The 14822-nt window shown below is 64.3% G+C and carries 14 protein-coding genes; all 14 read left to right on the top strand.

The window, feature by feature from the left end:
- Positions 1 to 835: 835 nt before the first annotated feature.
- The 14 genes from recF (at position 836) to AC5P88_RS15900 (ending at position 14819) form a co-directional block, all read left to right on the top strand.
- Positions 836 to 1930 carry a DNA replication/repair protein RecF gene (gene recF, locus AC5P88_RS15965; protein WP_495225490.1) on the top strand — a complete coding sequence of 365 codons (1095 nt, stop codon included), beginning with the start codon at positions 836 to 838 and terminating at the stop codon, positions 1928 to 1930.
- A gap of 112 nt (positions 1931 to 2042) precedes the next feature.
- Entirely contained in the window at positions 2043 to 4502 is a 2460-nt protein-coding gene (gene gyrB / locus AC5P88_RS15960) for a DNA topoisomerase (ATP-hydrolyzing) subunit B (RefSeq protein WP_049429184.1), read from the top strand.
- 67 nt (positions 4503 to 4569) lie between these two features.
- Positions 4570 to 5415 (top strand): CPBP family intramembrane glutamic endopeptidase, encoded by an 846-nt coding sequence (locus AC5P88_RS15955; RefSeq protein WP_111113438.1) that lies wholly within the window; start codon positions 4570 to 4572, stop codon positions 5413 to 5415.
- A gap of 71 nt (positions 5416 to 5486) precedes the next feature.
- Complete coding sequence (locus tag AC5P88_RS15950) at positions 5487 to 6293, top strand: M48 family metallopeptidase (RefSeq protein WP_010487422.1); 807 nt, start codon at positions 5487 to 5489, stop codon at positions 6291 to 6293.
- 132 nt (positions 6294 to 6425) lie between these two features.
- Entirely contained in the window at positions 6426 to 7613 is a 1188-nt protein-coding gene (locus tag AC5P88_RS15945; RefSeq protein WP_495225489.1) for a tetratricopeptide repeat protein, read from the top strand.
- 143 nt (positions 7614 to 7756) lie between these two features.
- A complete protein-coding gene (locus tag AC5P88_RS15940) occupies positions 7757 to 8425 on the top strand; it encodes an energy transducer TonB (RefSeq protein ID WP_049429181.1) in 669 nt (222 codons plus the stop codon).
- A 94-nt stretch (positions 8426 to 8519) separates the two neighbouring features.
- Positions 8520 to 9281 carry a TonB-system energizer ExbB gene (gene exbB / locus AC5P88_RS15935; RefSeq protein WP_005411738.1) on the top strand — a complete coding sequence of 254 codons (762 nt, stop codon included), beginning with the start codon at positions 8520 to 8522 and terminating at the stop codon, positions 9279 to 9281.
- A 57-nt stretch (positions 9282 to 9338) separates the two neighbouring features.
- Complete coding sequence (locus AC5P88_RS15930) at positions 9339 to 9764, top strand: ExbD/TolR family protein (RefSeq protein ID WP_012509603.1); 426 nt, start codon at positions 9339 to 9341, stop codon at positions 9762 to 9764.
- 3 nt (positions 9765 to 9767) lie between these two features.
- On the top strand, positions 9768 to 10181 hold the full coding sequence (locus AC5P88_RS15925; RefSeq protein WP_032129281.1) for an ExbD/TolR family protein: 414 nt from the start codon (positions 9768 to 9770) through the stop codon (positions 10179 to 10181).
- Between the two features lie 162 nt (positions 10182 to 10343).
- A complete protein-coding gene (gene cls, locus AC5P88_RS15920; RefSeq protein ID WP_495225488.1) occupies positions 10344 to 11804 on the top strand; it encodes a cardiolipin synthase in 1461 nt (486 codons plus the stop codon).
- Positions 11805 to 11844: 40 nt separating this feature from the next.
- Entirely contained in the window at positions 11845 to 12114 is a 270-nt protein-coding gene (locus tag AC5P88_RS15915) for a hypothetical protein (RefSeq protein ID WP_495225487.1), read from the top strand.
- Between the two features lie 9 nt (positions 12115 to 12123).
- Positions 12124 to 12867 (top strand): pyridoxine 5'-phosphate synthase, encoded by a 744-nt coding sequence (locus tag AC5P88_RS15910; RefSeq protein WP_495225486.1) that lies wholly within the window; start codon positions 12124 to 12126, stop codon positions 12865 to 12867.
- A gap of 112 nt (positions 12868 to 12979) precedes the next feature.
- Entirely contained in the window at positions 12980 to 14071 is a 1092-nt protein-coding gene (locus AC5P88_RS15905) for a PA0069 family radical SAM protein (RefSeq protein ID WP_019337496.1), read from the top strand.
- A 139-nt stretch (positions 14072 to 14210) separates the two neighbouring features.
- On the top strand, positions 14211 to 14819 hold the full coding sequence (locus AC5P88_RS15900) for a hypothetical protein (RefSeq protein ID WP_495225485.1): 609 nt from the start codon (positions 14211 to 14213) through the stop codon (positions 14817 to 14819).
- The last annotated feature ends 3 nt before the right edge of the window (positions 14820 to 14822 follow it).

The raw sequence follows: 14822 nt of genomic DNA, 5'->3' as shown, positions 1-14822 counted from the left end.
CACCATTCATGGCGAGCGTTGGGACCAGCGATTGCAGCCAATGCTCGCTGGCGCATCCCCTTCGATCGGAAGCGCCCGCACCTGGATTCTTAACGTGGTGCATTCAGCCAGATCTGACTGGATTGATGAAGCGGAGCGCCGCTGATGCCGGGATTCTCGCTGCTTCTGCAAACGCCTCTGTCCACAGGACTGATTCGAGGCAATTTGGGCCAAGCCTAGCTTCTAAATCTGGGTATAAATCTAAAGCATGGTGGTGATGGTAGGGCCAGATTTCGTGGAAAAACAAGCTATCTATATGATTTAAAAGAAATTTATAAGGCTGAAACCCCCTGTATAGAGGCCCCTCAGGCTGGGGGGGAACCTGTGGATAGTTTTCAGCGGCAGGCAAAAGGGCTTTTTTATCCACAGATTGCCCATACCTTGTGTATAAGTCATACAGACCCGCTGTGGACAGCGTGAAACGAAGGGGGTGAATTCTTTGAAATCTGTGGAACCCTCCGGGATACCGGATCGCAGATTTGAAGGAATCCGTGGGGCCATCCGACCGCACCCCTGCCGAAGCGCGCACTCACACCTGTGTGAAGGCGCTGAAATCGTTGAAATCTGAGGGTCGATGCCCTGCTGCCCTCGGCAGAATTGAAGGGATTTCGGCCACGTCCAGGCCTGTAAGGGGCCAAGCGGACGGCGTGGTGCCACGTGGAACGCGTGATCGCCAAGCGCGCAGAGGCCTCTGCTCTGCTTGGCAGCTGGCGCGGCGCGTCCTGCTTGACCGATGCAGTAAGCTGATGGATTCCCTGCCCCACTACCGCCTCGTGCGGATGGTCTTTCGCGCCCCATGCTTATCCGCCGCCTCGCCCTGCACCAACTGCGTCGCTTCAGTGCGGTGGACCTGTCGCCCCAGCCGGGATTGAACCTGCTGACCGGCGACAACGGTGCCGGCAAGACCAGCGTGCTCGAAGCCCTGCATCTGATGGCCTATGGACGCAGCTTCCGTGGCCGGGTCCGCGATGGATTGGTGCGCCAGGGCCAGGAAGCGTTGGAAATCTTCGTGGAATGGGACGAACAGCGTGCCGATCACCCGCCCCACCGCCGGAAGGCCGGGCTGCGCCACAGCGGCCAGGACTGGAAGGGGCGATTGGACGGCGAAGATGTCGCGCAGCTGGGCAATCTCTGCGCAGCGCTGGCGGTGGTGACGTTCGAGCCCGGTAGCCACGCATTGGTCAGTGGTGGTGGCGAACCCCGCCGCCGCTTACTCGATTGGGGCTTGTTCCACGTGGAACCGGACTTTCTGTCCCTGTGGCGCCGCTACTCCCGGGCGCTGAAGCAGCGCAATGCCCTGCTCAAGCAGGGCGGGCCGCCGCGGATGCTCGATACCTGGGATCACGAGCTGGCTGAGGCCGGAGAACCACTGACCAGCCGCCGCCAGCACTACCTGGAGCGTCTGCAGCAGCGCACTGTGGCCTTGGCCGCCAGCCTGGCACCGCAACTCGGCATCCAGGGACTGGAACTGAGTCCTGGATGGCGGCGGCATGAACTTCCGCTGGCCGATGCCCTGCTTCTGGCCCGGGAACGCGACCGCCAGGCTGGGTATACCTCGGTTGGCCCGCACCGGGCGGACTGGAGTGTGGATTTCCACAGCATTCCGGGTCGCGATGCCCTGTCACGCGGTCAGGCCAAGCTGACGGCATTGGCCTGCCTGCTCGCGCAGGCCGAAGACTATGCCGAACAGCGTGGCGAATGGCCTGTGATCGCGCTGGATGATCTGGCTTCGGAGCTGGATCGCACCCACCAGGCGCGGGTACTGGAGCGCCTGCTCAATGGCCCAGCACAGATCTTCATCACCGCCACCGAAACCCCGGCGGCGCTGCAGGAGCTGACCCACATCACCCGGTTCCACGTGGAACATGCACAGATCGTGGCTGTGCCATAGTGGGCACACCAGGGCCGCTCGACCCCGGCTGGTATAATTCGGGTTGGAATCCTTTCATTCTCGGCGCATCGCCCCAAGCGGTGGCCGACCTGCGGAGCCTACGGCAAGCGCAATGAGCGACGAACAGAACACCCCGGCAAACAACGGCAATTACGACGCCAACAGCATTACCGCCCTGGAAGGCCTGGAGGCTGTCCGCAAGCGTCCCGGCATGTACATCGGTGACGTGCATGACGGCACCGGTCTGCACCACATGGTGTTCGAGGTTGTCGACAACTCGATCGACGAAGCGCTGGCCGGCCACGCCGACCACGTCGCGGTGACGATCCACGCTGACGGTTCGGTCTCGGTGTCCGACAACGGCCGTGGTATCCCGACCGGCAAGCACGAGCAGATGAGTGCCAAGCTCGGTCGCGAAGTGTCTGCGGCCGAAGTAGTCATGACCGTCCTGCACGCAGGCGGCAAGTTCGACGACAACAGCTACAAGGTTTCGGGCGGCCTGCACGGCGTCGGCGTCAGCGTGGTCAACGCGCTGTCGCAGAAGCTGCTGGTGGACGTGTTCCAGAACGGCTTCCACTACCAGCAGGAATTCAGCAACGGCGCCGCAGTGACCGCGCTGGCCAAGCTGGAAACCACCACCAAGCGCGGCACCACCGTGCGCTTCTGGCCGTCCACCGTCGCCTTCCACGACAACGTGGAGTTCCACTACGACATCCTTGCCCGCCGCCTGCGCGAGCTGTCGTTCCTGAACTCCGGCGTCAAGATCGTCCTTGCCGACGAGCGCGGCGATGGCCGTCGCGATGACTTCCACTACGAAGGCGGCATCCGCAGCTTCGTGGAGCATCTGGCCCAGCTGAAGACCCCGCTGCACCCGAATGTCATCTCGGTTACCGGCGAGCACAACGGCATCGTCGTGGATGTGGCGCTGCAGTGGACCGACTCCTACCAGGAGACGATGTACTGCTTCACCAACAACATTCCGCAGAAGGACGGCGGTACCCACCTGGCCGGTTTCCGTGGTGCGCTGACCCGTGTGCTCAACAACTACATCGAGCAGAACGGCATCGCCAAGCAGGCCAAGATCAACCTGACCGGCGACGACATGCGCGAAGGCATGATCGCGGTGCTGTCGGTGAAGGTGCCGGACCCGAGCTTCTCCAGCCAGACCAAGGAAAAGCTGGTCAGCTCCGACGTGCGCCCGGCGGTGGAAAACGCCTTCGGTGCGCGCCTGGAAGAGTTCCTGCAGGAAAACCCGAACGAAGCCAAGGCGATCGCCGGCAAGATCGTCGATGCCGCACGTGCACGTGAAGCCGCGCGCAAGGCCCGCGACCTGACCCGCCGCAAGGGTGCGCTGGATATCGCCGGCCTGCCGGGCAAGCTGGCCGACTGCCAGGAAAAGGATCCGGCGCTGTCCGAACTGTTCATCGTCGAGGGTGACTCGGCAGGTGGCTCGGCCAAGCAGGGCCGCAACCGCAAGAACCAGGCGGTGCTGCCGCTGCGCGGCAAGATCCTCAACGTGGAACGCGCGCGCTTCGACCGCATGCTGTCCTCCGACCAGGTCGGTACGCTGATCACCGCGCTGGGCACCGGCATCGGCCGTGACGAGTACAACCCGGACAAGCTGCGTTACCACAAGATCATCATCATGACCGACGCCGACGTCGACGGCGCCCACATCCGCACCCTGCTGCTGACGTTCTTCTACCGTCAGATGCCGGAGCTGATCGAGCGCGGTTACGTCTACATCGGCCTGCCGCCGCTGTACAAGATCAAGCAGGGCAAGCAGGAGCTGTACCTGAAGGACGACCCGGCGCTGGACAGCTACCTGGCCAGCAGCGCAGTGGAAAACGCTGCGCTGGTGCCGGCCACCGGCGAACCGGGCATCGAAGGCCTGGCGCTGGAGAAGCTGCTGCTGGCCTACGCCGCTGCCCTCGATTCCATCGAGCGCAACGCGCACCGCTACGACCGCAACCTGCTCGAAGCGCTGGTCGATTTCGTGCCGATGGACCTGGAGAGCCTGCGCAGTGCCGGCGAAGGCGAAGGCCTGGATGCACTGGCCAAGCGCCTCAACCAGGGCAGCCTGGGCAGCCCGCGCTTCAGCCTGGAGCTGCAGGAAGCCAACGATGAGCGCCCCGCCGCTGTGCTGGTGACCCGTCGCCACATGGGCGAACAGCACATCCAGGTGTTGCCGATGTCGGCGTTCGAGAGTGGTGAACTGCGCGCGATCCACCAGGCATCCAAGCTGCTGCATGGCCTGGTCCGCGAAGGTGCGACCATCTCCCGCGGCGCCAAGTCGATCGAAGTGGACAGCTTCGCCAAGGCGCAGAACTGGCTGCTCGAAGAGGCCAAGCGCGGCCGCCAGATCCAGCGATTCAAGGGTCTGGGCGAAATGAATCCGGAGCAGCTGTGGGACACCACCGTGAATCCGGAAACCCGCCGACTGCTGCAGGTGCGCATCGAAGACGCTGTCGCAGCCGACCAGATCTTCAGCACCCTGATGGGCGATGTCGTCGAACCGCGTCGCGATTTCATCGAGGACAACGCGCTGAAGGTCGCCAACCTGGATATCTGACACAATCCGGTGATGGCCGGTGCGCGGGGAGGCGCGCCGGCCTTCGATCCTTGAACGCAGGTACCTGATGTCCGCATCCGCCCCGGTTTCCGCCCCGCCCCCGATTCCGCCGGCCTCGGCCGCGCCGCGTGTCGTTTCACCGCTGGCGGGGTTTTTCATCGACCTGGGCATCGCCGCCGTCACCCTGTTCGGCCTGAGCCTGATCAGCGGCCTGCTGTGGGGCCTTTACCGTGGCGTGGTGGTCGGCTACGCCAATGCGCAGGCCAGCGGTGGAACGCCCGACGCCGGTTCGATCGCGGCGACACTGGGCCAGCCCGGCGCGCTAGCACAGATTCTCATGGCGCTGTTTGCCACCGGTGGTGCAGCGTTGCTGCTGTACTTCTGGCGACGGCCAGCCAACGCCGCCGAGCGTCAGGCGTCGCGCCAGGCGCTGCGCCGCCCCTCCACCTGGGGCTGGACCCTGCTGGTGGCGACCCTGATCGTGCTCGGCAGCAACGGCATCGCCTTCCTGGCCAAGCAGTTCGGCATCGAGCCGGTCCCCACCAATCTGGCGCTGATGCAGAGCGCGATCGCACGTTTCCCGTTGTTCCTGGTGCTGTTCGCGGTGGCACTGGCGCCGGCCTACGAGGAACTGCTGTTCCGTCGCGTGCTGTTTGGCCGCCTGTGGAAGGCCGGGCGCCCGTGGTTGGGCGTGGTACTGAGCAGCCTCGCATTCGCCCTGATCCATGAGATCCCAGGCACCAGCGCCAATGGCCCGGCCGAAATCGCACAACTGTGGCTGGTCTATGGTGGCATGGGGGCTGCGTTCTGCTGGCTCTACCAGCGTACCGGCACGTTGTGGGCGGCGATCACCGCGCATGCGTTGAACAATGCGGTTGCCCTTGCCGCGATGGTGTTCCTGGGGTCAACGTAACGCCGCGTCCGCTTGACGAAAGATTAAGCCGCTACGCTACACACTGCCCATATGAACACGGGGGAGCTTCCATGAAACAACTGCTGCTGGCCCTTGTCATCACCACCCTGGTCAGCGCCTGCGCGACCACCACCTCCCCTACCGGCCGCCGGCAGATGGTGGGCGGCGTCTCGCAGGCACAGCTGGACCAGCTCGGCGCACAGGCGTTCGCCGAAACAAAGCAGAAGGAAAAGATCAGCACCGACGGCCGCCAGAACGGTTACGTGCAGTGCGTGGTCAATGCCCTGGTCGCGCAGTTGCCGCCTCAGTACCGTGGCGTACGGTGGGAGACGGCGGTGTTCGTCGACAAGGAGCCCAACGCATTCGCCCTGCCCGGTGGCAAGGTCGGCGTGAACACCGGCATCTTCACCGTGGCCAAGAACCAGGACCAGCTGGCTGCCGTGATCGGCCATGAAATCGGCCATGTCATCGCCCGTCACCACGAAGAACGCATCACCCGACAGATGGGGGCGCAGACCGGCTTGGCCGTGCTCGGTGCGCTGGCCGGTGCGGCCTATGGCGAAGGCGCTGCCAGCACCGTCAACCAGCTCGGCGGCATGGGCGCGCAGACCGCCTTCCTGCTGCCCGGCTCACGCACCCAGGAAAGCGAGGCTGACGTGATCGGCCAGCGGCTGATGGCCCAGGCCGGTTTCAATCCGGCGCAGGCAGTCGACCTGTGGCAGAACATGATGGCCGCCAGCGGCGGCCGCAGCCCGCAATGGCTGTCCACCCACCCTGATCCGGCCAACCGGATCCAGGAACTGCGACGCGATGCCCCGGCCCTGACGCCGGTCTATCAGCAGGCGCAGGCGGCCGGGCTACGGCCAAAGTGCGGATGAGTGCGCAGTTCTATGCTGTATTGCAGCACATAAAACGATTTCTCACGCCATCTGTTTCTGATACGTTTGGCGGCTCAGATTTTTCTGACAGTCCGACTTTGCCGCTAACCGGCGGTTCGATCGAGGTGAACGATGATTTTCCGTAACCACAAAGCTGTGCTTTCCGTCCTCGTCGCGACCGCCCTGACCGGCGCCGTGGTCACCGATGCCTTCGCGCAGTCCTCGCGTTCCTCCGAGCGCGGCAACCGCGGCGGCAAGCAGGCCAAGGCCGAGGCGCTGTACCCGAACGCGACCCGCCAGGAGCCGACGGTCAAGGCTTCGGCCAAGATGGGCAGCAAGCTGCAGAAAATGATCGACAGCTACAACAAGGAAAAGTTCCCGGAGACCCGCACCCAGGCCGACGCCATCCTGGCTGACAGCGCCGCGAACGAGTACGACAAGTCGCTGGCCGCGCAGCTGGCCTCTCAGGCCGCCTACCAGACCGACGACACCCCGGCGGCGATCGCCTATCTGAAGCAGGTCCTGCAGTTCAACGGCCTGGACAACAACGGCCACTTCCAGTCGATGCTGATGCTGGGCCAGCTGGAGCTGCAGGAAGACAAGACCGCCGAAGGCCTGGCAACCCTCGACAAGTACTTCGCCGAGAGCAAGTCGACCAAGCCGGAAGAACTGATCGCCAAGGGCCAGGCGCTGTACCAGCTGGAGCGCTACCAGGAAGCGATCCCGGTGCTGAGGCAGGCCATCGCCGGTTCCGCCGAACCGAAGGACAACTGGAACCAGCTGCTGATGGCGGCCCTGTCCGAAGCCGGCCAGTCCGGTGAAGCGGTCAAGGAAGCCGAGGCGCTGGCCGCCAAGAACCCGAACGACAAGAAGGCCCAGCTGAACCTGGCCAGCATGTACATGCAGGCCGACCAGATGGACAAGGCGGCCGCGGTGATGGACAAGCTGCGCAGCAGCGGCCAGCTCACCGAAGAGCGCGAGTACAAGCAGCTGTACTCCATCTATGCCAACACCGACAAAAAGGAAAAGGACGTCATCGCGGTCATCAACGAAGGGTTGCAGAAGGGCATCCTGAAGCCGGACTACCAGGTTTACCTGGCGCTGGCCCAGTCCTACTACTACTCCGACCAGGTGCCGCAGGCGATCGATGCGTGGCAGAAGGCTGCCCCGCTGTCCAAGGACGGTGAGACCTACCTGAACCTGGCACGCGTCCTGCATGCCGAAGGTCGCATCCCGGAGGCCAAGCAGGCCGCCCAGCAGGCGCTGGCGAAGGGTGTGAAGAACCAGGCTGATGCCAAGAAAATCATCAACCTGAAGTAAGTAGGAATAACGCCTGAATGCCTGCTCAGTTGATGCGCAGGCGCTCAGGATTGGTATAAGCTTGGAGGTTCCTGCGGTGTCATGCACCGCTGATCAGGGATTCCGCCCCCGGCATCCCGGCCCCACTATTGAGCTCTTGGCGCATGACGGAACAACTAGTCGTTCACCGGTACGAACAACCCGATGACAAGGGGCTGAGCTGGCCTCGCATCGTCGGCATCGCGTTTGTAATTGCCCTGCATCTGGCCGCCTTCATGATGCTCCTCATTCCCGCCGTGGCTCCCAAGGCCGTGGCTGAGAAGGAGCGCAACGTCATGGTGACCATCGTCGATGCGCCGCCGCCGCCGCCCCCGCCGCCGCCGCCGCCGCCGCCGACCGATACTCCGCCGCCGCCGGTGAAGAATCTGTCGCCGCCGAAGCCGTCGCCGGTCCCGCCGCCGCCGCAGGCGCCGGTCGTGGACGTGCCGGAGCCGCGCCCGAGCGATATCGTCACCCCGCCGTCGCCCCCCGCGCCGCCGGCACCTGCGACCTCGATCGAGGCCAGCGTGGACATCTCGTCGAAGGCCATGAATCCGCCGCGCTACCCGCCGGCAGCCTTCCGCGCTGGTATCCAGGGCGAAGTGATCCTGATCATTGATGTCGATGCCAGCGGCAACGTCACCAATGTCACGGTGGAAAAGTCCAGCCGTAACCGCGACCTGGACCGTGCCGCGATGGAAGCGGCTCGCAAGTGGCGCTTCAACGCCGCTGAATCTGGCGGTAAGAAGGCGGCAGGTCGCGTTCGCGTCCCGGTCAACTTTGCGCTGAACTGATGCGCCCGGGTGGCCGCCTGGCCACCCCCGCTCCCAGTTCGATTGTTTAGCTTAGCTACACCCTTTATCACCACACACAACAAAGGTAAGCGTCATGCTGCAGGAAATTTTCATCGCCGCTGCTGCCGGGGGCAATCCGTCCAACGCCCTGTCGCAGATGGGCTTCGAGCACCTGATCCACGAAATGACCACCAAGCCGGGTGATTTCGCGGTTTCCTGGGTCGTGCTGCTGACCCTGATCGCCATGTCGGCCATGTCCTGGTACTGGACCGTCATCAACATCTTCCGTGCCACCCGCCTGAAGAGCGCCGCTGATCGCGTCGTCAGCCTGTTCTGGGATACCCCGAACGCGCAGGACGCCATCCGTGCGATGGAAGAGCAGCCGGCTTCGGAGCCGTTCTCGAAGATCGCCCTGGACGCTGCCCAGGCAGCTGCCCACCACCAGCGTGCTGAAGGCGGTGCCACCGGCGGCGTCGGTGAGAACCTGAGCCGTTCGGAGTTCGTCGACCGCGCCCTGCGTCAGGCCGTGACCCGCGAAAGCAACAAGCTGCAGTCGGGCATGACCCTGCTGGCCACCGTCGGCGCAACCGCTCCGTTCGTCGGTCTGCTGGGTACCGTGTGGGGCATCTACGGCGCGCTGATCAAGATCGGTGCCACCGGCTCCGCTTCGATCGACGCCGTTGCCGGCCCGGTGGGTGAAGCGCTGATCATGACCGCGATCGGTCTGTTCGTCGCGATCCCGGCCGTGTTCGCCTTCAACTTCTTCAGCAAGATCAACAGCGCGACCATCAGCAAGTTCGATACCTTCGCGCACGACCTGCACGACTTCTTCGCCACCGGTTCGCGCGTCCGCTAATTGCGACGCGCTGTACCCAGCGAGAACGTAGTCAACACGATCTAGACGGAGCCCGTTATGGCTTTCAGTAGTGGTAACAGCGGCGGCCCCATGGCCGACATCAACGTTACGCCCCTCGTGGACGTGATGCTGGTGCTGCTGATCATCTTCATCATCACGGCGCCCCTGATGTCCCACAAGGTCAAGGTGGATCTGCCGGAGGCCAACCTGGTCCAGAAGCCGGACGACACCAACGACCGAAAGGGTCCCATCACCCTGGCAGTCAAGGAAGATGGCTCGATCTACTGGAACGACGAAGAAATCAACAAGCAGACTCTCGAGTCGCGCTTGGCGACCGCCGCCCAGCAGACCCCGCAGCCGCCGCTGAACCTGCGTGGTGACCGCACCACCAAGATGCGTGTCATCAACGAGATGACCAAGATCGCGCAGGAACAGGGCATGCTGGACGTGGGCTTCGTCGCGACCAAAGAGAAGGGGCAGTAAGCCATGGCATTCAGTAGTGGTGGTGGCAAGGGCCCCATGGCAGACATCAACGTCACACCCCTCGTGGACGTGATGCTGGTTCTGCTGATCATCTTCATCGTGACCGCGCCGATCATGACGTACCCGATCGCCGTGGACCTGCCGCAGCGCGTGCTCAACCCACCGCCGCAGCTGGTCGAACCGCCGCCGCCGATCGAGTTGAAGATCGACGCCAGCAACCAGGTCTCGTGGAACAACAGCCCGATCAATGCAAGCGAGCTGCAGCAGCGGATGGAGAACGAGGTCCAGAAGGACCCGACCAACCAGCCGGAACTGCGCATCGACGCCAGCCCTGATTCCGAGTACGACGTGATGGCCAAGGTTCTGGCCGCTGCGAAGAATGCTCAGATGAAGAAGATCGGTTTTGTGCAGCAGTAATCGCTACACCGCAACACAACAGTCATGACGCGACTGCAGACGCCCCTGGAAACAGGGGCGTCTTTTTTTTTGCGCTCATCGCGCCGCCATGGGGTCAGATCCCTTTCCTGCGGAAAAGGGATCTGACCCCATCAGGGAGCACGCGCCCGCTATGATCGGTGGATGCTCGCCCTCTTCGACTCCCTGCGTCACTGGCTCGATGGCATTGCCCACCTCGGCACGATCCTGGCGGTGGCCTACCTGCTGTACCTGTTCGCGCTGGCGGGCTGGATCATGCTGCAGAAGCGTGAGCCGGTCGCCACGCTGAGCTGGATCCTGTCGTTGGCGCTGCTGCCCTACCTGGGGTTGTTCATCTACTACCTGCTGGGCCCGCAGAAGGTGAAGCGGCAACGGCTGCGCCGCGGACGCGCACGTTCGGGCATGGAGCACTACAGCGATGTCTGCCCACCGGATGCCGACTGCACCGAGCTGGCCAAGATCGCGCAGGCCACCACGGGCCTGGCGCCGAGCAGCGCCACCGAAGTGACCTGGCTGGTGGACGGTGCCGCTACCTACGCCGCACTGCTGGAAGCGGTGGCACAGGCTCGCGATCATGTGCACCTGGAGTACTACATCTTCAATCCGGACCATGCCGGTACCGCCCTGCGCGACGCCCTGGTCGAGCGCGCCCATGCCGGCGTGCAGGTGCGCCTGCTGCTGGACGCGGTTGGCTCCTCCGCCCTGCCCCGCCGTTTCCTGCAACCGTTGCTGGACGCTGGTGGCGAGGCGGTCTGGTTCCATCCGCGGCAGCTGCTGAAGCCGTTCAAGCGGCCGTGGTTGAACCTGCGTACGCACCGCAAGCTGGTGATCGTCGATGGCCGGCTGGCCTTCACCGGTGGCATCAACATCACCGACGATGAAGACGAGAGCCGCAGGCCGGACGCCTACCGCGACCTGCACATGCGCATCCGCGGTCATGTGGTGCGCAGCCTGCAGCTGGTGTTCGCCGAGGATTGGCTCTACGCCAGTGGCCAGGACCACTCGCGCTTCGACATCGCCCGCCTCTGGCCGGCCGACATGCCATTGCGCGCGGATGGCCCGATCAACGCCCAGGTGCTGGTCTCCGGACCGGATTCCGGCTGGGAAACCATCCACCGCCTGCACGTGGCGGCCATCCAGGAAGCACACGAGCGCGTGTGGCTGGTGACCCCCTACTTCGTGCCGGGCGAAGCGGCGCGGATGGCGCTGACCTCGGCGGCGTTGGGCGGACTGGACGTGCGCCTGCTGGTGCCGAAGATGAGCGACTCCTGGTTTGTCACCCAGGCCGCGCGCTCCTATTTCGACGAACTGCTGCACGCTGGGGTGAAGATCTACGAGTACGGCCCGCGCATGCTGCACACCAAGGCCTTCATCGCCGACGACGACGTCTGCATCGTCGGCAGCGCCAACTTCGACCACCGCAGCTTCCGCCTGAACTTCGAGCTGTCGATGATGATCAGCGACCGTGACCGCGTCGCCGCCCTGGCCGGGCTGCTGCAGGGAGAGTTCGACCGCGCCACCCGCGTGCACGACCAGGCCGGCCGTTCGCTGTGGCTGCACCGCCTGCCCGAGGCCTTCGCCCGGCTGGCCTCGCCGCTGCTCTGACGCAGCGCTACACTGCGGCGATCATCCGGGGAGCCCGACTATGTACTGGTTGTACCTGCTGCTGGCGCTGGGCTGTTTCGCCTTCGCGCTGAAGACCCCCAGCGCCTCATTGATGACCCTGTGCCTGCTGGCCGCCCTCGCCTTCCTGCTGGCCTGGGTGCGCGGCCGCTATGTGGCCCGCTTCGGCGACCTTCAGCGGGACCCTGCCACCCTTGTCGATGCCGAGGAACTGCGCCGCCTGCGCGAGCAGGCCCAGGCCCGCCGCAATGACGACGCCAACGACCACGATCCGTCCCCTCTTTCCAAGTAGTTCCGTTCCATGACCCAGCTCAGCGTCAACGTCAACAAGATCGCCGTCCTGCGCAATTCGCGCGGCGGCGCCGAACCGGACGTGGTGCGTGCCGCCCAGGCTTGCCTGGATGCCGGTGCGCATGGCATCACCGTGCACCCGCGGCCGGACCGCCGCCATATCACCGCCGAGGACGTGCTGGCGTTGTCCATGCTGACCCGTGCGCGGGGTGTCGAGTTCAACATTGAAGGCAACCCGTTCGCGCCGCCGCGCGAGGGCTACCCGGGGCTGCTGCCGCTGTGCGCGCAGACCCGCCCGGCGCAGGCCACGCTGGTGCCGGATGGCGATGGGCAGATCACCTCCGACCATGGCTTCGACTTCGAGCGCGACGGTGAGCGGCTGCGACCGCTGGTGGCCGAACTGAAAGCAATGGGTTGCCGGGTCAGCCTGTTCGTCGACGCGGGCAATCCACTGCTGGAGCAGGCCGCTGAGGTGGGTGCCGACCGCATCGAGCTGTACACCGGCCCCTACGCCGAAGCGCACGCCGCCGGCGATGCCGAGGCAATGCTGGCGCTGTTCGCCACCGCCGCACGCCGCGCGCAGGCGGTGGGACTGGGCGTCAACGCTGGCCACGACCTGTCGCAGGACAACCTGCGCGATTTCCTGGCCCACGTGCCGGACGTGCTGGAGGTGTCGATCGGCCACGCGCTGATCGGCGAGGCGCTGTATGACGGACTGGATGCCACGGTGCGGGGCTACCTGGCGCTGCTGTGAGGTAGCGCCGGGCCATGCCCGGCGGTGCCCGGATTTCGACCGCCGGGCATGGCCCGGCGCTACCGGAACAGTTGTCGCAGCCATTGAGACGGCTGAGGCGTAACCTGCCGCAATGGGTATCGCGATCAAGGGCCGAGGTTCCACGTCCCACCTTGCCGGGCGCTTTGAAAGCACCGTCAGCGAGGCGGTGGACGACGGCTGGGCCGTGGACGAGAGCGAAGAATTCCTCGCCCCGCGCCTGCGCACGGAAGTACGCGCCGAGACTGCACGCAGCATCATCACCCGCAACACTTCGCCGGACGTTGGCTTCAGCCAGTCGGTGAATCCGTACCGCGGTTGTGAGCATGGGTGCTCCTACTGCTTCGCGCGCCCCTCGCATGCCTATCTGAACCTGTCGCCGGGCCTGGATTTCGAGACCAAGCTGTTCGCCAAGACCAATGCGCCGCAGCTGCTGCGCAAGGAACTGTCGAAGCCGGGCTATGTGCCCCAGCCGATCGCGCTGGGCATCAACACCGATGCGTACCAGCCGATCGAGCGCAAGTTCAAGCTGACCCGCCAGCTGATCGAAGTGATGCTGGAAACCAAGCATCCGTTTTCGTTGATCACCAAGAACGCGCTGGTCGAGCGCGATATCGATCTGCTCGCACCGCTGGCGGCGGAGAACCTGGTCAGCGTGCACTTCTCGGTGACCTCGCTGGATCCGCATCTCTCCGCGAAACTGGAACCACGCGCGTCCGCACCCCATGCACGGCTGCGCGCGATGAAGCGCCTGCATGAAGCGGGCATTCCGGTGGGAGTGATGGTGGCGCCGGTGATTCCGTGGATCAACGACAGCGAACTGGAAGCTGTGCTGGAGGCCGCACATGATGCCGGCGCCAGCACAGCCGGTTACGTGCTGCTGCGCCTGCCGCTTGAAGTGGCGCCGCTGTTCCGCGACTGGCTGGACACCCATCATCCCGATCGCGCCGCGCATGTGATGAGTACCATCCAGCAGCTGCGCGGCGGCAAGGACTACGACAGCCAGTTCGGTACGCGCATGCGCGGCCAGGGTGTGTATGCGGATCTGCTGAACAACCGCTTCAAGCTGGCGCGCAAGCGGTTGGGCTTCAACGCGCAGAACAGCCATTGGCCGAAGCTGGACTGCAGCCGGTTCCTGAAGCCGTTGCCGCCGAAGAAGGATTCGCCGCAGGGAAGTCTGTTCTAGAACGCTGGACCGCTGCCTGACCTACCGGTAACAATCTGCGCTTGGCCGGATGGCCTGCAAGCCAGGGAAGGATGCAGATGGATGATCTACGATCAGCGACGGTGCAATTCCGTCCGCTTGACGATGAATCAGTTCGCCCATGAAGCGGCTATCTGCTTTCGGCTGTGGTGCGTTTCTGTTTGTCTGTGGTACCGATGCAGAGGCTGCCCGTGCGTTTGTGGTTGAAGACGCTGCCATGCGCGACCCCAGCTGCCTTACGGTCGAGCCGCGCCAGCGGCTCTTTGCCTGTCACCAGATCGTTGCCGGCAACAGCCGTGTGATAGGGCTGAGACGATTCCGTTCGTCGTGGTGGACCGACCGTTCCACTTTCAGCAAGCTCACGATCCAGCTCCCCGCTGACGCGAAAGCAGGTGACCGGTTCGCTGTCTCCGACGATCGCGTGTGGCTGTTTCATAGCAGTGGATCCAGCGCATTTGCCGGAAAGACGGGCTGCTACGCAGTGCCGATCGCAGGGCAGATTATCGTTGTTTCTGCCGGAGACTCCGGCATCGAGCTCCAGGTCGATGCAACACTCCGCTCCACAAGCCCACTGCAATGGCGAGATCAATGTGATGCACCGATCCAGCTATCAGAGCGCCTGAAAGCCTCGCCCCTGCAGATGCAGGACCTCGATGCATGGACGGGAGCACATGACTCCGACGCATCCCCTTTTGATCAGGCACATCCTGCCAATCGCTCGCGTGACTGAATT

The sequence above is a fragment of the Stenotrophomonas sp. YJH_SMC_8 genome (assembly GCF_059371315.1).
The sequence above is the reverse complement of the archived record's forward strand: the minus strand, read 5'-3'. Positions and strand labels throughout refer to the sequence as shown.